Source organism: Microbacterium sp. 16-032 (assembly GCF_041079455.1).
GTDB lineage: Bacteria > Actinomycetota > Actinomycetes > Actinomycetales > Microbacteriaceae > Microbacterium > Microbacterium testaceum_A.
The window spans coordinates 338891-357284 of sequence record NZ_JBFYGQ010000004.1; the positions used below are offsets into that span (position 1 = coordinate 338891).

At 69.6% G+C, this 18394-nt stretch carries 21 protein-coding genes and 1 tRNA gene; 9 read left to right on the top strand and 13 right to left on the bottom strand.

Features of this window, described 5'->3' with window-relative positions; genetic code table 11:
- Positions 1 to 5: 5 nt before the first annotated feature.
- Entirely contained in the window at positions 6 to 242 is a 237-nt protein-coding gene (locus AB6V31_RS10360) for a hypothetical protein (RefSeq protein WP_369365476.1), read from the top strand.
- Positions 243 to 317: 75 nt separating this feature from the next.
- Here AB6V31_RS10360 and mscL read toward each other — a convergent pair whose 3' ends face one another.
- Genes mscL through AB6V31_RS10375 form a run of 3 tightly spaced genes read right to left on the bottom strand, consistent with a single transcriptional unit; the run spans position 318 to position 1655 of the window.
- Positions 318 to 737 (bottom strand): large conductance mechanosensitive channel protein MscL, encoded by a 420-nt coding sequence (mscL, locus tag AB6V31_RS10365; protein ID WP_056229073.1) that lies wholly within the window; start codon positions 735 to 737, stop codon positions 318 to 320.
- Positions 738 to 771: 34 nt separating this feature from the next.
- Complete coding sequence (locus AB6V31_RS10370) at positions 772 to 1041, bottom strand: FmdB family zinc ribbon protein (RefSeq protein WP_056229069.1); 270 nt, start codon at positions 1039 to 1041, stop codon at positions 772 to 774.
- Positions 1042 to 1058: 17 nt separating this feature from the next.
- A complete protein-coding gene (locus AB6V31_RS10375; protein ID WP_369365478.1) occupies positions 1059 to 1655 on the bottom strand; it encodes a 5-formyltetrahydrofolate cyclo-ligase in 597 nt (198 codons plus the stop codon).
- Positions 1656 to 1717: 62 nt separating this feature from the next.
- On the opposite strand from AB6V31_RS10375, the gene galU reads away from it, so the two are divergent.
- From galU to AB6V31_RS10395, 4 genes are all read left to right on the top strand, one after another.
- On the top strand, positions 1718 to 2611 hold the full coding sequence (gene galU, locus AB6V31_RS10380; RefSeq protein WP_056229819.1) for a UTP--glucose-1-phosphate uridylyltransferase GalU: 894 nt from the start codon (positions 1718 to 1720) through the stop codon (positions 2609 to 2611).
- A gap of 15 nt (positions 2612 to 2626) precedes the next feature.
- The gene (locus AB6V31_RS10385) at positions 2627 to 3250 is read left to right on the top strand and encodes a GNAT family N-acetyltransferase (RefSeq protein WP_056229062.1); all 624 of its coding nucleotides are present in this window, start codon (positions 2627 to 2629) and stop codon (positions 3248 to 3250) included.
- A gap of 82 nt (positions 3251 to 3332) precedes the next feature.
- Entirely contained in the window at positions 3333 to 4412 is a 1080-nt protein-coding gene (locus AB6V31_RS10390; RefSeq protein WP_369365481.1) for a large exoprotein, read from the top strand.
- A gap of 148 nt (positions 4413 to 4560) precedes the next feature.
- Positions 4561 to 4636, top strand: a tRNA-Ala gene (locus AB6V31_RS10395).
- Positions 4637 to 4809: 173 nt separating this feature from the next.
- Here AB6V31_RS10395 and AB6V31_RS10400 read toward each other — a convergent pair.
- The 3 genes from AB6V31_RS10400 to AB6V31_RS10410 all read right to left on the bottom strand — a co-directional run bounded on the left by AB6V31_RS10400 (position 4810) and on the right by AB6V31_RS10410 (position 6588).
- Positions 4810 to 5445 (bottom strand): DedA family protein, encoded by a 636-nt coding sequence (locus AB6V31_RS10400; protein ID WP_074696836.1) that lies wholly within the window; start codon positions 5443 to 5445, stop codon positions 4810 to 4812.
- 226 nt (positions 5446 to 5671) lie between these two features.
- Positions 5672 to 6250 (bottom strand): suppressor of fused domain protein, encoded by a 579-nt coding sequence (locus tag AB6V31_RS10405; RefSeq protein WP_369365483.1) that lies wholly within the window; start codon positions 6248 to 6250, stop codon positions 5672 to 5674.
- 2 nt (positions 6251 to 6252) lie between these two features.
- Positions 6253 to 6588, bottom strand: coding sequence for a hypothetical protein (locus AB6V31_RS10410; RefSeq protein ID WP_268104360.1), 336 nt, complete (start codon positions 6586 to 6588; stop codon positions 6253 to 6255).
- A 109-nt stretch (positions 6589 to 6697) separates the two neighbouring features.
- Here AB6V31_RS10410 and AB6V31_RS10415 point away from each other — a divergent pair, with 109 nt between their 5' ends.
- On the top strand, positions 6698 to 7288 hold the full coding sequence (locus AB6V31_RS10415) for a LysM domain-containing protein (RefSeq protein ID WP_369365486.1): 591 nt from the start codon (positions 6698 to 6700) through the stop codon (positions 7286 to 7288).
- A gap of 34 nt (positions 7289 to 7322) precedes the next feature.
- On the opposite strand, the gene AB6V31_RS10420 is transcribed toward AB6V31_RS10415, so the two are convergent.
- The 3 genes from AB6V31_RS10420 to AB6V31_RS10430 form a co-directional block, all read right to left on the bottom strand.
- Complete coding sequence (locus AB6V31_RS10420) at positions 7323 to 8909, bottom strand: hypothetical protein (protein WP_369365488.1); 1587 nt, start codon at positions 8907 to 8909, stop codon at positions 7323 to 7325.
- Positions 8891 to 9634: an ABC transporter ATP-binding protein gene (locus AB6V31_RS10425; RefSeq protein ID WP_369365713.1), complete on the bottom strand. Its 744-nt coding sequence runs from the start codon at positions 9632 to 9634 to the stop codon at positions 8891 to 8893. The genes AB6V31_RS10420 and AB6V31_RS10425 overlap by 19 nt, the downstream gene beginning before the upstream one ends.
- Before the next feature lie 274 nt (positions 9635 to 9908).
- The gene (locus AB6V31_RS10430) at positions 9909 to 11408 is read right to left on the bottom strand and encodes an amino acid permease (protein ID WP_074696840.1); all 1500 of its coding nucleotides are present in this window, start codon (positions 11406 to 11408) and stop codon (positions 9909 to 9911) included.
- Positions 11409 to 11578: 170 nt separating this feature from the next.
- Here AB6V31_RS10430 and AB6V31_RS10435 point away from each other — a divergent pair, with 170 nt between their 5' ends.
- The gene (locus AB6V31_RS10435) at positions 11579 to 11926 is read left to right on the top strand and encodes an Lsr2 family protein (RefSeq protein WP_144785634.1); all 348 of its coding nucleotides are present in this window, start codon (positions 11579 to 11581) and stop codon (positions 11924 to 11926) included.
- Positions 11927 to 12134: 208 nt separating this feature from the next.
- Positions 12135 to 12473, top strand: a complete 339-nt coding sequence (locus AB6V31_RS10440; protein WP_369365491.1) for an Lsr2 family protein — start codon at positions 12135 to 12137, stop codon at positions 12471 to 12473.
- A gap of 63 nt (positions 12474 to 12536) precedes the next feature.
- Here the strand turns inward: AB6V31_RS10440 and AB6V31_RS10445 are convergent, their stop codons facing one another.
- A complete protein-coding gene (locus AB6V31_RS10445) occupies positions 12537 to 13610 on the bottom strand; it encodes a Glu/Leu/Phe/Val dehydrogenase dimerization domain-containing protein (protein WP_369365493.1) in 1074 nt (357 codons plus the stop codon).
- Positions 13611 to 13817: 207 nt separating this feature from the next.
- Here AB6V31_RS10445 and AB6V31_RS10450 point away from each other — a divergent pair, with 207 nt between their 5' ends.
- The gene (locus AB6V31_RS10450) at positions 13818 to 14294 is read left to right on the top strand and encodes a YbaK/EbsC family protein (protein WP_369365495.1); all 477 of its coding nucleotides are present in this window, start codon (positions 13818 to 13820) and stop codon (positions 14292 to 14294) included.
- A 128-nt stretch (positions 14295 to 14422) separates the two neighbouring features.
- On the opposite strand, the gene AB6V31_RS10455 is transcribed toward AB6V31_RS10450, so the two are convergent.
- From AB6V31_RS10455 to AB6V31_RS10465, 3 genes are all read right to left on the bottom strand, one after another.
- Positions 14423 to 16375 (bottom strand): glycogen debranching N-terminal domain-containing protein, encoded by a 1953-nt coding sequence (locus AB6V31_RS10455; RefSeq protein ID WP_369365497.1) that lies wholly within the window; start codon positions 16373 to 16375, stop codon positions 14423 to 14425.
- Positions 16372 to 17205, bottom strand: coding sequence for a carbohydrate ABC transporter permease (locus tag AB6V31_RS10460; RefSeq protein ID WP_369365716.1), 834 nt, complete (start codon positions 17203 to 17205; stop codon positions 16372 to 16374). Before AB6V31_RS10460 ends, AB6V31_RS10455 begins: the two co-directional genes overlap by 4 nt.
- Before the next feature lie 77 nt (positions 17206 to 17282).
- Positions 17283 to 18392, bottom strand: coding sequence for a carbohydrate ABC transporter permease (locus AB6V31_RS10465; protein WP_074696704.1), 1110 nt, complete (start codon positions 18390 to 18392; stop codon positions 17283 to 17285).
- Positions 18393 to 18394 lie beyond the last annotated feature (2 nt).

Genomic DNA, 18394 nt, shown 5'->3' on the forward strand with positions numbered 1-18394 from the left:
GCGCGATGAGCGACACCCCGCACGATGCCGTCCCCGAGGCGAACGCGACGAGCGGTCGCGGCACCGAGCGTCAGCCGGTCGTCCGCGTCCGCGGTGCTCGTCGGGCGCGCCTGCTCGCCGCCCCGGGCACGACCGCCGAACCGGCGCCGGCCGACGATCCCGCGCGTGGGACGGGTGCGCGGCCCGCGGCATCCGGCCCCAACGACGAGCGCATGATGCGCGACGTCCCGCCGCACTACTGACCCGCGCAGACGAAACGGCGCCCGGACCGGGATGCGATCCCGGCGCGGACGCCGTCAGGGTGGGGCGATATCGGTTCAGAGTTTGTTCTGGCGCTCCAGCAGGTCGCGGATCTGCACGAGCAGCTCCTGCTCCGTCGGCAGCTTCGGCTCGTCCGAGGCGGGCTCGTTCACCCCGGCGCGCGCGGCGGCGATGGCCTTCCACCGGTTCATCGGGTAGACGAACACGAGGTAGACGACGATCGCCACGGCGAAGAAGCTGATGATCGCCGAGAGCAGGGTGGGGAGGGGGAAGACCACTTCCTGTCCGTAGATGCCCGTGATCGTCGGCCCGACCTCGCCGTTCTCGGCGGGCTTGTAGAACACCTCGATCAGCGGGGTGATGACCGCCGCGACGATGGCGTTGACGACCGCCGTGAACGCCGCGCCGATGACCACCGCGACGGCGAGGTCGATGACGTTCCCGCGGAGGATGAACTCCTTGAATCCCTTGATCATGCGCTGGCTCCTCTCAGGCCGCGCCGACTCGGGCTCAGGAGGCCGAGGACGGGGCGGACGACTTCGATTCCGACTTCGATGATGTCGAAGAACCGGTCGAGCCGCTACCGGACCCGCCGGAGGTGGAGCTGCGGGAGTCGGTGCGGTAGAACCCCGAGCCGTTGAACGTCACGCCGATCGATCCGTACTGCTTGCGCACCTCGCCGCCGCACTCGGGGCACTCGGTGAGGGCGGCGTCCGCGAACGACTGGACCGCGTCGAAACGGTGACCGCACTGCTTGCAGGCGTAGGAGTAGGTGGGCATGAGCGTCCTTCGGGTGTTCAGGAGGTGTGGGCGGCGAGCGGCAGCGTGCGTGTGGGTGTGACCACGCCCGTGACGGGCTGGTCGTGCACGTCGCGCGGCACGTCGTCGATGAGCTCGGAGTCGAAGATGACCGCGTACACCGGCGGGCACTTCTCCATCGAGCCGAGGGTCTTGTCGAAGTAGCCGCGACCCCAGCCGAGACGCATGCCCTGGTGATCGACGGCGGCCGCGGGGATGATCAGAAGGTCGACGTCGTTGACGGCGATCGGCCCCAGAACGTCACCGACCGGTTCGGGAAGCCCGAACAGTCCCTCGGTGATCTCGGTGTCGGGAGTGGCCACGCTCCAGTCGAGCAGACCGTCTTCACGGGTGATCGGGAGCAGGACCCGGATGCCGCGCCCCACCGCTGCGCGGACGAAGGCGTGCGTGCCGGGCTCGGTGGGGGTTGACAGGAAACACGAGATGCTGCGCGCGCCGAGGCGGGCGACGAGGGCGTCGAGCTGCTCTGTGACGCCGGCCTCGGCCACCTCGCGCGCATGGGCGGAGATGGTCTGGCGGCGTTCGCGCAGATCGGCGCGCAGTGCGCGCTTGGCCTGCTCGATACGATCCGGCATGCGGTAAGTCTACGGGCGGGCGCGTTACCGGCGGTGTCGTAGGACCCCGCTAAGGTATGCCCATGCCTCATAAGCCCTTCAAGGCCGTCATCCCGGCCGCCGGACTCGGTACGCGCTTCCTGCCCGCCACGAAGGCGATGCCCAAAGAGATGCTGCCCGTCGTCGACAAGCCGGCCATCCAGTACGTCGTCGAAGAGGCCACCGGCGCCGGCATCGAAGACGTCCTGATCATCATCGGTCGCAACAAGAACAACATCGCCAACCACTTCGACTCCATGCCCGAGCTCGAGGCGAAGCTGCGCGAGAAGGGCGATGACGACAAGCTCGCCAAGGTCGAGCACTCGTCCGAGCTCGCCGACATCCACATGGTGCGTCAGGGCGAGCCGAAGGGTCTGGGTCACGCGGTGCTGCGTGCGCGCAGCCATGTCGGCGACCACCCCTTCGCCGTCCTGCTGGGCGACGACCTCATCGACGAGCGCGACCCGCTGCTCACCAAGATGATGGACGAGTACGACAAGCGCGGCGGTGCCACCGTCATCGCGCTGATGGAGGTCGATCCCGCCCACATCCACCTCTACGGCGTGGCCGCCGTCGAGGCCACCGACGAAGAAGACGTCGTCAAGGTCACGCAGCTCGTCGAGAAGCCCAAGGCCGAAGACGCGCCCTCGAACCTGGCGATCATCGGTCGGTACGTTCTCGGTCCCGATGTCTTCGACATCCTCGAGCGCACCGAGCCCGGCAAGGGCGGCGAGATCCAGCTGACCGATGCCCTCGAAGAGCTCGCGACCGGTGGTGGCGACGGCGGCGGCGTGTACGGCGTCGTCTTCCGCGGGCGTCGTTACGACACCGGCGACCGTGTCGACTACATCAAGGCGATCGTGCAGCTGGCTGCCGACCGCGACGACCTCGGCCCCGCCCTCCGCCCCTGGTTCAAGGAGTTCGCGCAGGGTCTCTGACCCGGGCAAGACGCCATGGATCTGTCCGTCCCCCGGCGGCACGGCGACGTGTCGATCCGTCTCATCCGCAATCGCGATGCGCGCGTCCTCCAGCAGCAGCTGATCGACAACCGCTCGTGGTTGAAGCGGTGGGAGGCGACCAGCCCCGACGGTCCCGTGTCGTTCGACATGCGCCTCGGCATCCGTCGTCTCCTGCAGCAGTACCGTGACGGCGTCGGCGTCCCCTTCGTGATGGCGTGGGACGACGACGTCGCCGGGCAGCTGAACGTGTGGGGCGTGTCGCGCGGGTCGCTGGCGTCGGCGACGATCGGGTACTGGGTCGCCGAGGAGTTCGCGGGTCGCAACATCACCACGATCAGCGTGGCGATGGCGACCGACGTGTGCTTCACCGAGCTCAACCTGCACCGCGTCGAGATCTGCATCCGGCCCGAGAACCACGCCAGCCTGCGCGTGGTCGAGAAGCTCGGCTTCCGCTACGAGGGGTTGCGCCGCAAGTACATCCACATCGACGGCGATTGGCGCGACCACTACGCCTTCGCCCTCGTGCGCGAAGAGGTTCCGTACGGGGTGCTGGACCGATACGTGCGGGGGCAGGTCCCGCCGGATGCCGCTCGCGTTCCTCCTTCGGATCGGGTCTGAACGGTTCCGTTGCGATCCGCCTCCGGTACGTGGCGAAAGTCTCGTCGCGACACGCCGGGGGATGCCGAGGTGTGATCTCTCGGTGACCTACCTTTATGGCATGGGTGGGCAGGTTCTCAGCGGCGGCGTGATCGTCTTCGTCGCGGTCGCGCTCTGGCTCGTCTATCTGCTTCCGTCGTGGCAGAGCCGTCACCGGTTCACCTCCGCCGAACGCAATGCCGTGCGTCTCAACCAGGCGCTGCGCGTGCTCGCCGAGACAGCCGAGACGCCCCGCGAGGTCCGGCTGGAGCTGACGGCCCGCACCGCCCACCAGCAGCAGAAGCTCGCGCGCCAGATCCAGGCCGAGAAGGCCCAGACCGAGCTCGCCGCGGCCAAGGCACGACTCGAGGTGGCTCGTCTCGAGAGTGCCCGCGATCGCGATGTCGTCAAGGAGCAGCGCGCCGCGGCCGTGGACCTGGCTCGTGCCGAGCGTGCCGCGGCCCTCGAGGTCGCTCGCGCCGAACGCGCTGCCGCGCTCGAGAAGACCCGCGCCGAGCGTGCCGCCGCCGTCGAGCGGGCGCACGCCGAGCGCGCCGCGGCCGTTGCGCGCCCCGAGGCTCGTCGAGTCCGTGCTCGCCGCCGCTTCCGTCTGACCGTGACCACGGTGGGCCTTGCGGGCCTTGTTGCCGCGCTTGTCGGCCTCGCGCAGATCGTCACCGGGGGAGCGCCGGTGCTACTTTCTCTCGGGTCGGTCGTCGTCGTGGCATCCCTCGTCGTCCTCCGCCGCATCTCCGTCGTGGCCGCCCGCACGGCGCCCGTGTCCGTTGCGACGTCGGTAGCGACGCGCGCGGTCGCGACCGAAGTGCAGGACGTCGCCCTCGTGCCCGAGCCGCGCCCCACGTGGACGCCTCGCGAGCTTCCGCGCCCGCTCGTCGCGTCGGCCGGGTCGCGCGCCGCCGCCGTGGTCGACGAGCAGATCGCCCGCGAGGCGCTGCGCGCCGCTGCCCGCGAGGAGGCCGCGCGCGAGCTCGCCGCCGAGCAGGCTCCCACCCCGATCGAGACGGCTCGTCCGGCCGCTGTCGCCCCCGCTCCGTCGCCGTATGCCGCGATGGGGTACGTCGACGAATCGGAGATCCAGGATCACGTTCAGCGGCTCCTGGCGCGTCGCGCGTCGGGGGAGTGACTCCGGCCCGTTCGCGGGTGCCGGGCTCGCTCCGTCGATCTCCCTCTCGACCGATGCTGTCAGCGGCATACGTTGCTCGTCGCGTGCCGACGGGGGCAGCGCGCGTCGAGGTGGGCACGAATGACGTGATAGTGTTTACGAGGTTTCCGGGCCTGTGGCGCAGTTGGTAGCGCGCCTCGTTCGCATCGAGGAGGTCAGGGGTTCGAATCCCCTCAGGTCCACCAGAACACCACAAGAAGGCCTCCGCTCAGCGGGGGCCTTCTTCGTTTGTCGCCGGACTCTTCGGGGATGTGCGCACCTTAGCGCTGTAGGCCTGCGCCCTCGGGCTTCTTCCGCACGGCGGTGAGGAGCACGGGCTCGGATGCCCTCGGCCCCTCGTCCGATGGACGTCTCCGATTCAGTCGGCCTCCGCCGCGGCGCGTGCCCGGCGAGAGGCGACCGTCTTGCGGACGATCGCGATGATCACGGGTAGTACCGAGATGAGCACGATCACGATCATGAGGACGTCGATGTTGTCGACGATGAACGGGATGCCGCCCAGAAGCAGACCGATGAGGGTCATGGCCACGACCCAGAGCGTGGCGCCCAGGGTGTTCCACACGAGGAACCGGCGATAGTGCATATGCGCGGTCCCGGCTGCCACCGGCACGTACGTCCGCACGATCGGCACGAAGCGTCCGAGCACGAGGGAGCCGCCGCCGTACCGGGTGAAGAAACGCTCGGCATCGTGCAGACGTTCGGGGCGCAGCACGCGCGCGTCTTCGCGGAAGAGGCGGCGTCCGAAGCGTCGACCGAGCCAGTATCCGACTTGATCGCCCAGGATCGCGGCGGGGATGCCGACCAGCAGCACCTGCCAGGGCTGGATGCCGAGAGGGCCGGCCAGCACCGCCGCGGTGACCAGCAGGGAGTCGCCGGGCAGGAACGGGAACAGCACGCCCGACTCGATGAAGATGAGCAGCGCGATGCCGCCGAGCACCCACGGTCCGAACGCGTGGAGGATCGACGCCGCGTCGGGCAGGATCCCGGTCGCCATGGCGACGGAGTGGGTGTTCACGGCAGGTGCTTTCTCCAGGTCGAACGAGCGGGCGCAGACGCACGGGGTCGCGTGCAGGGCGACGCTAACGCAGCCCCGCCAAGGGAAGACCAAGAATCCGTGGGGGTTGCGCCGGCTGTGCAGCCAGGGTCGGAACGTCGGTCGCTCCCCGCCCGACTGTCGGGGTGGCGCTGGCGAGCATCCACGCCGCACCCCACGGAGCCGGCTACAACAGGCTCGTACGGCGCAAGTCGAAGAGATCGGGCTGACGCTCCTCGAAGACGTTCTCGAGCGCGTCCCCGCCATGCTGTTCTGCGTGGAGCGCCTCTGCCGCAGTGATCGGGACCAGTTGCAGCCAGACCGTGTACGTGTCGTCGTCTTCGACGGAAGGGAAGGTCTCGGGCCAGCAGAAGGGGGCCACGATGAACCCGTGTGGGGTGCTCACGCCCTCGCCGGCATGCTGGAACGCCCCGCGGACCACGGTCCCGTACCGCGAGGGACCGCCGTCGGCGACGAAGAACGTGCAGAAGGCGAGCGCGGTTCCGAACCGATCCCATCCGCTGCCCGCGCAGCCGACGAATTCCGCAGTGACCATCTTTCCGGATGCCGTTCGATAGCCGGTGTCGATGCGGTTGGTGCCAAGAGTGCTCCATGACGTCAGGCCTTCGTCGGGACAGTCCGCTACCGAGAAGCCGCCCACGCGGTGACCCGACTCCGCCGTACTGTACGTTCCGACGTTCGGGTCGAGGCCTGTTCGCCCGAAACCGGCGAGCGAGTTCGCGAGAGCCGCGTAGTCGTCGACCACCGTTACGCTCGCCAGGCGTGAGCGGCCAGCGCGGAGAAGTCTCCCGCGAGGAACTCGGCGGCGATCGTCCGCACCTGGTCGTCCGTCGGGTCGGCGATCTGCCCGACCTCGTCACCCTCCAGGTTCTCGAAGACGACGAAATCGCGATAGACGGCTAGGTTCCAGCCGCCTGAGTCTGTCACGGACAAGGCGCAATGCTCCTCGTCAGTGGGGTCGAGCTCGGCGAACACTGTCAGGAACACCTCGAGAGTCGCTTCGTCGCCCTCGAACATGTCGCCGTACTGGCCCGTGATCCACACCGCTCGTTCGGGGTCCGCCCCCGTCTCTCGTCCAGCCACACGAGGATTCTTCCGGGGAACCGTCTCGGGTTCAACGCCGCGCGGCCACCGCACGAACCACGCCCCGACGCGATGGCGCCCGACGCCGCCGCCTGCCATGCTCGAGACCATGAAGCCATCCGCCGCCAAGGTCATCGCCGGTGTCGTGTGCGGAGCGGTGGTCGTGGGGCTGGCGGCGTTGACGGTGCCAGCCTTCGCGCCGCTGGGGACGGTCGCCTCAGTGGCCGCGGGCCTCACCTCGTCGCTGGAGTCGACTCCGAGCGATCCGTCGACGCCGTCGGCATCCGCAGCGCCGGTCGATCCCTACGGGCCTCCCGAGGGGTACGTCCACGTCGGGAACGGTACGTACATTCCCGGTGGCGGCTTCGGCGACTGCGCGGAATCCGCCTACATCCACATGGGCAGTCAGGACGGTCAGGCGCCCACCGCAAGCCTGTTCGGCAAGCTCGTCGACACGGGCGTGAGGGAGTTCGCGGCGGGGACCCCCGCGTTCGCCGATGACGGGCGGATCGCCACCTACACGGTCGCCCCGGGCGATGTCCCCACGGCGATCGGCGACCGGTTCTGCATCTGGAACGGCATGTCCCTCACCACGCTCAACGGCATCCCGGGCAGCACCGCCATCCAACCCGGTCAGGTGCTGGTGCTGGATCCCGCGGCGGTCCCGGGGTTCGTCTTCGATCACCCCTACGCCCGGTGATCGCCCGCCGCGCCCGGCACGTGGCATCCGGTCGTCAGGCGCCCTGGAACGCCCGCAGCTGAGCGAGCAACGTCGGGGCTCCCGCATCGAAACGCTTGCCGCCGATGAACACGCCGCCCGCGAAGACGATCGCGCCCCAGAGCAGTCCGATCGCGAGCGAGACCCATCCGGCGCCCGTCACTCCGAAGAAGACGGCCATCACGGCGGGGATCACGGCGGGCAGCGCCAGCACGGCGACGAGAGCCCAGCACAGGAAGAACGCCAGGAACATCGTGAACGTCGACCCGGGCACGCGCTTGAAGGGCGAGTCGCCGGGGGCGGGCGTGGGAACGACGAGCAGGGCCGAGCTCACGGCACTGACACCGAGGCCGACCAGCGTGAGGCCCATCGAGCCGCCGATGACCGCGGGGAGCAGCTCCCCCCTGCCGACGATCCCCAGCGTCACGACATCGGCGAGCAGCACGAGCGGGATGCTCACGGTCGCCGATCCGAGCATGCGCCCGAGACGGTCGGCGCGCCCGCGGATACCGGTCTGCATCACCGTGGCGAAGGCGGTGCCGTCATACGACACGTCGGTGTACGCCAGGATGCCGGCGAAGAATCCGACCAGCAGGCCCGAGGCCGCGAAGAACGGCCCGTCGAGATCGCCGCGCGAGTAGACGAGAACGAGGACGGGGGCGAACGGGATCAGCAGCAACTGCCGCAGATACCGGAAGTCCCGCGTCCACGACGTGAGTGAGCGCGCCCAGGTCGCCCCGACGGGACTCGAGGGCATGACGCCGAACCACCCCAGCGATCCGGACCGGCGACGCGTGGCCACGCGTGCCGGAGGACCGACGAGGGATGCCGCCAGGCTCCGCCGCCAGAGCACCCACAGCAGCGCGAGGGTGGCGGCCGCGATGACGAGCTTGAGGAGCCCCGTGATCCACGCCCCCGCGGCGAGGTCGCCCGGAACGGCCCACGCCGCGGCGACCGGGGTCCACGACAGCGCCGAGACGACGGTTTGCAGCTGCGCCCCCTGCTCGCTCGCCGAGAACAGCAGGTTCGTGACCCCGATGAAGAGCGGACTCGCGAAGATGACGAGGGCAAACCCGACCAGACCCACGACCTCGCGCGTGCGGCGGCCCCCGCCGATGCCCGCGGCGAGAGCGGCCACCGCGCGCGACGCGACGACGCAGATCACCACGCCGAGGGGGACGCACACGACGGCGGCCACGGCCGCGGCCGGGTAGCGGGCCCAGACGAGGAACACGGCGAGGGATCCGATCGCGGTGGTGATCCCGGGCACGCCCGTGAGCCCACCCGCGGTGATCGCGACCATCATCTGCCGGGTCGTCATCGGGAACGGTGCGAGCTTCGCGGGATCGAGGGTGGTGTCGAGCCCCGCGGCGAAGATCGGTCCCACCACCCACCCGAGGGTCAGCACCGCGCCCGCCAAGGTGATGACGGCACGCGCGATGTCGAGGTCGAGCGTTCCGACGAAGAAGAGGCCGACGCCCGCGAGGAACAGCATCCAGACCGCACCGATGACGCCGAAGATGAAGCCGACCAACTGCATGGGGCTCCGCGACAGGGTGTTGCCCAGCACGCGGAACCGGATCTTCAGGACTGTCGCAACCACTGCGGCCCCTCCGCGTGGTGGCGCCCGCCGACCAGCTCGACGAAGCGGTCCTGAAGGGTCTGTCCCCCGCGGACCTCGTCGACGGTCCCGGAGGCCAGCAATCGGCCCTGCGCGATGATGGCGACGTGGTCGCACATGCGTTGCACGAGGTCCATCGAGTGGCTCGAGACGATGACCGTGCCGCCCGAGGCGGTGTAGCCGCGCAGGATGTCTTCGATGTTGGCCGCCGACACGGGGTCGACGGACTCGAAGGGTTCGTCGAGGACGAGCAGGCGGGGGGCGTGCACGAGAGCGCAGGCGAGGGCGACCTTCTTGGTCATGCCCGCGGAATAGTCGACGACGGGCGTGCCCGCGGCCTCGGTGAGGTCCATGATCTGCAGCAGGTCGGCCGTGCGGGCACCGACCTCCTCGCGCGTGAGGCCGAACATCATGCCGGTGTAGGTGACGAGTTGCTCGCCGGTCAGCCGGTCGAACAGACGCACGCCGTCGGCGAGATTGCCGATGAGCTTCTTCGCCTCGACCGGGTGGGTCCAGACGTCGACTCCGTGGATGCCGACCGTGCCGGCGTCCGGCCTCAGGAGTCCCGTCGCCATCGACAGCGTGGTGGTCTTGCCCGCGCCGTTGGGGCCGACCAGGCCGTAGAACGACCCGGTCGGAACGACGAGGTCGAGGCCTTCGACCGCGACCTTCTGACCGAAGCGTTTGGCGAGACTGGTCACCTGCATCGCCGGGCGGGAGTCGGTCGAGGCGCGGGGCGCGACCGCCTCGGGCAGGGCGGACGGCGGGGGGACGTCACGAGGGATGTCGGTCACTCCTCGAACCTATCGGCGGGCAGCGGGGCATTCCCAGCCCCGCTGCGCAACTCTGCGTTCTCAGTACCGGATGGCGTCGATGACCTTGACCCGAACGGCGACGAGAGCGATGTTCATCCGCCCCGCAGCGCCACGCCCCCGAGCGTCCTGAGAACGACGGGGGCGTAGCATCCGGTGTCCTATCGGGTCACTCCTTCGGAGGCGAGACGACGTTCGGCTTGGTCGGGTCGAGCGGCGCTCCGGTCCCGACACGGGCGTGGCTGCGCGAGTACGCGAAGTAGATCGCAAAGCCCAGGGCCAACCAGATGAGGAACCGCAACCACGTCTCGACCGACAGGTTGAGCATGAGGTAGGTGCAGATGGCGGCCGAGAGGATCGGCAGGACCGGGCTCCACGGCACGCGGAATCCGCGCTTGAGGTCGGGGCGTTTGCGGCGCAGCACGATCACGCCGATAGAGACGAGCACGAACGCCGACAGGGTGCCGATGTTGACCATCTCTTCGAGGATGCCGACGGGGGTCAGGCCCGCGACGAGGGCGACGATCACGGTCACCACGATCGAGATGACCCACGGGGTGCGGAAACGCGGGTGCACCTTGGCGAGAGCGCCGGGGAGCAGCCGGTCGCGCGACATCGCGAAGATAATGCGCGTCGCGCCGATGAGCAGCGTCAGCACCACGGTGGTCAGACCCGCCACGGCGCCGGCGGCGATGACCGTCGCCATCCACGTCTGGCCACGCGACGCGAACGCCTCGGCGAGGGCGGCCTTCGGGTTCAGCTCGTCGAAGGGCACCATGCCGGTCACGACCACGGCGACGGCGCAGTAGAGGATCGTGCAGATGACGAGCGAGGCGATGATGCCGATCGGCAGGTCGCGCTGCGGGTTCTTGGTCTCTTCGGCCGTCGTCGCCACGACATCGAAACCGATGTAGGCGAAGAACACCAGGGCCGCACCGGCGAGGATGCCCCCGACGCCGAACGTCGCCGGCTCGAGGCCCGAGAGGAACTGCAACAGCGGCTGGGTGAGGCCGGAGGCCGACTCGGTGGGGACCGACGGCGGGACGAAGGGGGTGTAGTTGGCCGGATTGATGAAGAGGATGCCGGCCACGATGACGAACAGCACGATGAAGAGCTTCACGGCCACCAGCACGAGGTTGACCCGGAGGGACTCCTTGATGCCGACCGTCATGAGGCCGCCGAGGACCAGGACGAGAAGGATCGCGGGCACGTCGACGACACCGCCGGAACTCACCGCCTCGGGCAGGACGATGCCGAGTTGCTGAAGGAAGGTGCTGAGGTAGGCGCTCCACCCCTGGGCCACGACGCTCGCGCCGAGGAACATCTCGAGGATGAGATCCCACCCGATGATCCACGCGAAGAGTTCGCCGAGCGAGGCGTACGAGAAGGTGTACGCCGATCCCGAAACGGGGACGGTGGAGGCGAATTCGGCGTAGCACATGGCCGCGAGACCGCACGCGATCGCGGCGATGATGAAGCTGATCACGACAGCCGGGCCGGCGACCTCGTTGGCGGCGCGACCGGTCAGGGTGAAGATGCCCGCGCCGATCACGACGCCGACACCGAAGACGGTCAGGTCGACGGCGCTGAGGGACTTCTTGAGCCGGAACTCCGGCTCATCGGTGTCGGCGATGGATTGCTCCACCGACTTGGTTCGGAAAAGACTCACGCGACGCATCCTCTGTCTCGAGCGATGTCCAGGGAGCGAACACCACCCAGGGAGGATAGTCCCCCGACGGGCGCGGTGCCTATCTTCGGGGAGGGCTCGACAGCCGCGCCTTTATCAGAGATGACTAATGCGGGAAATTCATTGAATGCGGGTGTAAGGTTTTTCGTATTATGGCTATGAAGCACATCACGCACCTCGTCGACGACCTCGACGGCTCTGTTCTCGAAGACGGCCAGGGAAAGCAGATCACCTTCTCCGTCGAAGGTCGCGCTTACGAGATCGACCTCTCCGACCGCAATGCGGACAAGTTCTATTCGGCGATCGCCCCGTTCGTGGATGCCGCTCGTTCGGTGTCCCGTGGCAATTCGGCCGCGCGACGCCCCCGTGCTGCTCGCCGCTCGAACGACGTCGATCTCGGTGCCGTTCGGGAATGGGCGCGCGCGAACGGACACACCGTGAGCGATCGCGGTCGCGTTCCCGCGACGATTCTCGACGCGTACGCCGAGGCGAATTCCTGAACCTCGTTTGTTCTCCTCTCGGCCGGGCGTGAATGCGACGGCCGAGAGGATGACGCTGTTCGCCCCCGCGCTTGTCGCGTGCTGCGTCACCCGCGTGGATTCGCGGACGCGCCGCGCAGGGCGGGGGTCGGTGAGAGCGGGCGAGTCGGCGGGTGAATTCCCAAATCGCAGCCCGGAATGCGCCTCGTCGGCGGCTTATGGTCGCGACATGGCGAATAAGCACATCAGGCAGACGATCGGCGACCTCGACGGTTCGGTCATCGAAGAAGGAACGAGTGTGACCTTCTCTCTGGAAGGGCGTTCCTATGAAATCGATCAGTCTTCTGACAATGCACACAAACTGCGCGACGCCTTTCGGCCGTACATGACGGCCGCGCGCCCGGTCGGTTCTTCTCCGTCTCCTCCGCGACGCATGCCGCGCGGGCGGGCCATTCCGACCCGAGATGTGATCGACGTGCGTTCCCGGAAACAGAAGAACGGTTTCCCGATCACTGATCGCGGACGCATTTCCGCTACTGTCCTCGCGGCATCCGACGTCGCGCATTAAACCCCCGAACGCGAAGAACCGGATGCCCCGTCGAGGCGGCATCCGGTTCTTCTTTCCTTCCGGTCAGACGAGCGCGGTGCGTCCTGCGCCCGCGGCGAGTCGCTCCGCGGCGAGTCCCTCTGCTGCCGCGAGCGGGGTCACGCCCCGGTTCGCCGCCTCGTCGAAGACGCGGCGGACGGTGTCGCCGATGCCGGCGACGCGCCGCATGATGTCGTCGAGGCTGCCCCGCTCCTTCGCCACCAGGTCGAGGTAGATGACCCCGCCCGCGTTGACGACGAAGTCGGGCGCGTAGAGGATGCCCCGGGCGGCGAGACGGTCGGCGCCGGAGCGGTCGGCCAGAGGATTGTTGGCGGGACCGCAGACGGAGCGGGCGTCGAGGGCGTCGATCACGTCGTCGGTGAGCACCCCGCCGATGCCCGCGGGAACGAAGACGTCGGCGGGAATGAGGTGCGCCTCGCTCGGCTCGACCCACGCCGCGCCCAGTTCGGTCGCGAGAGCGCGCTTGGCGGGATTCACGTCGGTGACGGTGAGAACGGCGCCCTCGCCGGCGAGACGCTCGGCAAGGCGGCTGCCCACCTGGCCGAGACCGGCGATGGTGACGCGGCGCCCGGCCACGGCGCCGGTTCCGACGGCACGCTCCAGGGTCGCGACGAGCGAGGCGTACACGCCGAGGCTCGTGGGACCGGCCGGTTCACCCGAGCCGCCGACCGTGTCGGGGAGCCCGACCACGTGCGCGGTGCGCTCGCTGACGACGAGCATGTCCTCGGTGGTCGAACCCACGTCCTCGGCGGTGCGGTACAGCCCGCCCAGGCTCTCGACCGCGTCACCGAGGTCGAGGAACGCGGCGCGGCGCCGGTCGGCGTCGAGCACGGCGCCCTCCGGCAGTCCGATGACCGACTTGCCGCCGCCCGCGTCGAGGCCGGCGGCGGCGTTCTTGAGCGTCATCGCGGCCGAGAGGCGGAGCGCGTCGCCGAGCGCGTCGGTCCACGACGGGTAGGTCCACAGGCGCGCGCCGCCGAGAGCGGGGCCGAGGACGGACGAGTGCAGGGCCACGGCGACGAACAGACCGCTGCGTCGCCCCGTGATCACCTCCACGCGTTCGTGGGTGAAATCGGGCAGGGGCAGAGCGGTTGTCATCGCGTTCCTTGTCGTCGGTCGCCTTGTGGGCGGCACTGTGCGGATGCCGCGGCGTTGCGGCATCCGGGATCTATTCTGACCCGTCGGCGGGCGTCACGCGAGCGGCCCCGCGGCGCCTCGGCCGAGACCACACGATCCGCGCGAGCGCACATGGCCGGCCCGCGCTCGCGTCCGGCCCGCGGCGGGGCTCGCTCTAGGCTGTCGGGCATGACCGACGCCCTTTCCGCCCGTAGTCGCCTGGTCGCCGCCGCCCTCGAGGAGGCGGGCATCGCCGGGCGCATCGTCGTGCTGCCGGGTGCCGCGTCGACGGCTGCGCTCGCCGCCGCCGCCCTCGGTGTCGAGGTGGGCGCGATCGCCAACAGCCTCGTGTTCTGGAGCGACGACGAGCCATTGCTCGTCATGACCAGCGGCGCGCACCGGGTCGACACGGCGGCGCTCGCCGAGCGGCTCGGGCGCGGCGGCATCCGCCGGGCGACCCCCGAGCAGGTGCTCGCCGCGACCGGCCAGCCCATCGGGGGCGTGGCGCCGACCGGGCACCCCGCGCCCCTGACGACGGTGGTCGACGAGGACCTCGCGGCGTTCCCCGAGATCTGGGCCGCGGGCGGCACGCCGCACACGGTGTTCCCGCTGACGTTCGACGAGCTGGTGCGGTTGACCGGCGGGACGGTGACGCGGGTCGTCTGAGCGGGGGCCCGGCGCGGCGTCTCGCCGTGGCCCCGGGGCCATCTTCGGCGCCCCGGGGCCACGTCGCGTGCCCCATGAAAAGGGAGGGGCCGGGCGGCGGCGGTTCGGGGCGGCGCCGCCCGGCGGGCTCACACCCCGGGGGCGGGTGTGAGGGCTGTGAGGCAGACCACCGCGGCGGCGGCTGACCACGCCTGCGGACGGCAGGCGGCGGGGTACGGCGTCGGCACCGACGAGTGGGTGCGCGGGTCGCCCGCGTGCAGCTCGGGCACGCGGTACGCGAAGCCCTCGGCGGCGTCCAGCAGACCGACGACCACGGACCGCGCCTCGTCGTGCAGGCCCGCGCGCAGCATGCCGTGCGCGGCGATCGCGGTGTCGTGCACCCAGACGCTGCCCCCGTGGTACGACAGTGGCCAGTACCCGGCGGCGCCGGTCGACATGGTGCGAATGCCGTATCCACTCGACATGCTCTCGCCGAGCAACAGCTGGGCGACGTGCGCCTCTTCTTCGGCCGACAGGATGCCGGTGCCGAGCAGGTGCCCGATGTTGCTCGTCAGCGTGTCGACCGGACGCTTGTCGCGGTCGAGCGCGACGGCGGGGTAGCGGCCCTCGGGCGTCTCGACCCAGTACGTCGCGGCGAAGCGCTCCTTGAGGTCGGCGGCCCAGGAGCGCCAGAACGCGGCGTCATCGGCATCCGCTCCCTCGCCGAACTCCTCGAGGAGGTCGGCTCCGGCCAGGGCGGCCTCGTACGCGTACGCCTGCACCTCGCACAGGGCGATCGGACCCTCGGCGAGACTGCCGTCGCGCCACTGGATGGAGTCGCCCGAGTCCTTCCACCCCTGGTTCGATAGGCCCGTGCCCATGCGGTCGATGTAGTCGAGGAAGCCGTCGCCGTCGCTGTCGCCGCTGTCGCGGATCCAGCCGAGGGCGCCGCGGAGCGTCGGGAGAAGCCCCCGCACCTCGGCCTCGGGCATGCCGGCGCGCCAGGTGTCGGCGAGCAGGCAGATCCACAGCGGTGTCGAGTCGACGCTGCCGTAGTACTTCGGCGGCAGCACGATGCCCTCGCCGGGGATCTCGAGCGCCGAGGCCCGTAGCTCGTGCAGGATCTTGCCGGGCTCCTGCGCGGTCTGCGCGTCGTCGTCGGCGCCCTGCAGACGGGCGAGAACGCGCAGGGTGGATGCCGCGATCTCGCGGTCGAGCGGCAGTGCGAGTCGCGCGGCCCAGATCGAGTCGCGGCCGAAGAGCGTGAAGAACCACGGCGCCCCCGCGGCGAAGAACTCGTTGTCGGGGTGATCGGGGAGCACGAGCCGCAGGGCGTCGAGGTCGTCGAGCGCCGTGCGGAGCCACCGCGACAGGCGCGGGTCGGGGGCGCCGGCGGAGACGGCCGCGGCATCCCATCGCGCGGGAGCGGTCGCCGAGCCCACGACGAGCGTGTCGTCGCGCAGCGTCAGCGTCCAGCCGATCTCGGCGGCGCCGAAGGGGGCGATCTCGACGTCCCACTCTGCCTCGAGGCCATGATCGGCCGACGCCACTCGGGCGCCCGGAGCGACGAGTTCGAGGCCCTGGGCGCCGGCATCCACACGGATCTTCTCTCCCTCGATCACGGTCTCGGCGTCGCGAGCGGAGGCGTGACCCGACTTCACCTCGTGCAGCTGCGCGAACTCAGGAGTGAGCGCCAAGCGCACCGTGGTGCGGATCGGCTGATCGACGCGTGAGTGCAGGGTCCACGACTCGCTCACCACGCCGTCGTCGACGCGACGGTCGCGCAGCAGGCGCACCTTCGGGTCGGGGGTGGTGTCGTCGAGGCCGCGGAGGAGCCCTGCGAAGACCACGCGCGAGGCGCCGTCGGGGGCGGTCGAGATCCACTCGATCGGCGAGCCGTCGCAGCGGGCGGTGAGCGCGCGCACGTGTCGCACGTCTCCGTGGTAGACGCCGTGCACCGCACCCGCGCCCATGTCGCCCGTGCCGTCGGACCACACCTGGGTGGGGGCCCGCAGAACGATGAGCGCATCGCTGAGCAGCGGTTGCAGGGGAGGGGAGTCGACCGTCGTCCCGGCAGGCGAGGTGGTGGGGGCGGTGGTCATTCTTTGACGGCTCCTTCGCTGGCGTTCATGATGCGGCGCTGGAAGATGAAGAACACCACGGCGACTGGGATCGTCATGATGGCCGCGGCCGCGAGTTTGAGGGGGAATTGGCTGCCCTGGCTGAGCTGACCGCTGGCCAGCGACGCCACGCCCTTGGTCAGGGTGGTGAGTTCGGGCGACTGGGTGGAGATGACGAAGTGGCTCAGCTCGTTCCACGATCCCTGGAATGACAGGATCACGATCGTGATGAGCGCGGGCCGCGCCATCGGCAGCACGACCGACCAGAAGATGCGGAACGTGCCGGCTCCATCGATGCGGGCCTGCTCCTCGACCGAGGGCGGGATCGACTCGAAGAAGTTCTTCATGATGAACACGCCCGCGGCATCCACCAGCAACGGCAGGATCATGCCCGCGTAGGAGTCGTAGATGCCGAGCTGGTTGATGACGAGGAACTTGGGGATCAGCAGCACCACGGTCGGCACCGCCATCACCGCGATGAGGGCGGCGAACACGATCCCGCGCCCGCGGAACTGCAGGCGGGCGAGCGCGTACCCGGCGAGGGAGTTGAAGAACACCCGCCCCGCGGTGACGAATACGGTCACCACGACCGAGTTGCCGAACCACACGGGGAAGTCGGAGTTCAGGAACAGTCGCTCGTAGGCCGCCCATGTGAAGGGCTGCGGCGCGAGCGAGATCGGGTCGGCCGCCGCCGCGGCATCCGTCTTGAACGACGTCGCCACCTGCACGAGGAACGGATAGATGTAGATGACCGCGAGCACGATCAGCAGGGCGTACAGACCGATCTGCCAGCGCAGGGCCTTGCCCGACATGCGGTGCTTCGCGGGCTTGACGGGTCCGTCGATGCGCTGTTCGGCGAGGACGGTGGTCGGGGGAGAGGCCGTGGCGGTCATCGCTGCATTCCCTTCTGCGCAGGCACCTCGTACTGGCGCAGGCGTCGGCGCGAGACCGGGCGATCGCGCAGCACGAAGCGCTGCAGGATGGTGAGGGCCACGATGATGACGAAGAGCACGAAGGCGATCGCCGCACCCTGCCCCCACTGCTGCGAGAGGAACGCCGAGGAGTAGCTGAGGTAGGCGGGCGTCAGCGTCGTCTTTCCGGGCCCACCCTGGGTGCCCGTGTAGATCTGGTCGAACACCTGCCACGTGCCGATGAGGCCGAGGGTCAGCACCGTGAACAGCACGGGCTTGAGCTGCGGCAGGGTCACGCGCCAGAAGCGCTGCCAGCCGTTCGCGCCGTCCATCATCGCGGCCTCCTGCACGTCGGCGCCGATGTTCTGGAGGCCCGCGATGAACAGCAGCATGAAGGTGCCCGAGGTGGTGAACACGGCCATGAGGATGAAGGCCGACATCGCGACCGAGGGTCCGGCGAGCCAGTCCCACCACGAGACGCCGAGCATCGTGTTGCCGGTGAGGAAGGCCGGGCCGCTCGTGACGCCGACCGCGCCAAGGAGGTTGTGCACGACGCCCGAGGGATCGCTGAACCAGTTCGGTCCGTTGATGCCGAGCCACGACAGCACCTCGTTGACGGCACCGGATGCCGAGAAGAGGAAGAGCCACAGCACGGTGATGGCCACCGAGCTCGTGACCGAGGGGAAGTAGAAGGCGGTGCGGAACAGACCGCGTCCGCGCAGGATCGCGCGGTTGACGAGCACCGCGAGGAAGAGCGACAGCGCGGTCTGCAGCGGCACGACCAACAGCACGTACCAGGCGTTGTTGCGCAGCGCCGTGCCGAAGTCGCGCTCGGCCAGCCCGCCGCCGGTGGTGACCGCGGCGTAGTTGTCGAGGCCGACGAAGCCGACGTTGGACGAGAAGGGGCTGCCGCGCCCGGTCCAGTCGGAGAAGCTCACCCACAGCGCCATGAGCACGGGGACGAGCAGGAACACGCCCAGGATGATCAGCACGGGGGCGGTGAACAGCCAGCCGGCGGCGGCCTCGCCGCGCCGGATCCCCGGGGAGGAGGATCCGGCGCGACGCGGCGCTGAGGTGAGGGCACTCATGG

Excerpts from the sequence above, each read along its gene's own strand:
- AB6V31_RS10445 (WP_369365493.1), bottom strand. The coding sequence starts at position 13,610 with ATGACAACCGCTCTGCCCCTGCCCGATTTCACCCACGAACGCGTGGAG.
- AB6V31_RS10370 (WP_056229069.1), bottom strand. The coding sequence starts at position 1,041 with ATGCCCACCTACTCCTACGCCTGCAAGCAGTGCGGTCACCGTTTCGAC.
- AB6V31_RS10460 (WP_369365716.1), bottom strand. The coding sequence starts at position 17,205 with ATGTCGGGCAAGGCCCTGCGCTGGCAGATCGGTCTGTACGCCCTGCTG.
- AB6V31_RS10400 (WP_074696836.1), bottom strand. The coding sequence starts at position 5,445 with ATGGCGACCGGGATCCTGCCCGACGCGGCGTCGATCCTCCACGCGTTC.
- AB6V31_RS10455 (WP_369365497.1), bottom strand. The coding sequence starts at position 16,375 with ATGACCACCGCCCCCACCACCTCGCCTGCCGGGACGACGGTCGACTCC.
- mscL (WP_056229073.1), bottom strand. The coding sequence starts at position 737 with ATGATCAAGGGATTCAAGGAGTTCATCCTCCGCGGGAACGTCATCGAC.
- galU (WP_056229819.1), top strand. The coding sequence starts at position 1,718 with ATGCCTCATAAGCCCTTCAAGGCCGTCATCCCGGCCGCCGGACTCGGT.
- AB6V31_RS10385 (WP_056229062.1), top strand. The coding sequence starts at position 2,627 with ATGGATCTGTCCGTCCCCCGGCGGCACGGCGACGTGTCGATCCGTCTC.
- AB6V31_RS10415 (WP_369365486.1), top strand. The coding sequence starts at position 6,698 with ATGAAGCCATCCGCCGCCAAGGTCATCGCCGGTGTCGTGTGCGGAGCG.
- AB6V31_RS10440 (WP_369365491.1), top strand. The coding sequence starts at position 12,135 with ATGGCGAATAAGCACATCAGGCAGACGATCGGCGACCTCGACGGTTCG.
- AB6V31_RS10435 (WP_144785634.1), top strand. The coding sequence starts at position 11,579 with ATGGCTATGAAGCACATCACGCACCTCGTCGACGACCTCGACGGCTCT.
- AB6V31_RS10425 (WP_369365713.1), bottom strand. The coding sequence starts at position 9,634 with ATGCAGGTGACCAGTCTCGCCAAACGCTTCGGTCAGAAGGTCGCGGTC.
- AB6V31_RS10450 (WP_369365495.1), top strand. The coding sequence starts at position 13,818 with ATGACCGACGCCCTTTCCGCCCGTAGTCGCCTGGTCGCCGCCGCCCTC.
- AB6V31_RS10360 (WP_369365476.1), top strand. The coding sequence starts at position 6 with ATGAGCGACACCCCGCACGATGCCGTCCCCGAGGCGAACGCGACGAGC.
- AB6V31_RS10375 (WP_369365478.1), bottom strand. The coding sequence starts at position 1,655 with ATGCCGGATCGTATCGAGCAGGCCAAGCGCGCACTGCGCGCCGATCTG.
- AB6V31_RS10465 (WP_074696704.1), bottom strand. The coding sequence starts at position 18,392 with ATGAGTGCCCTCACCTCAGCGCCGCGTCGCGCCGGATCCTCCTCCCCG.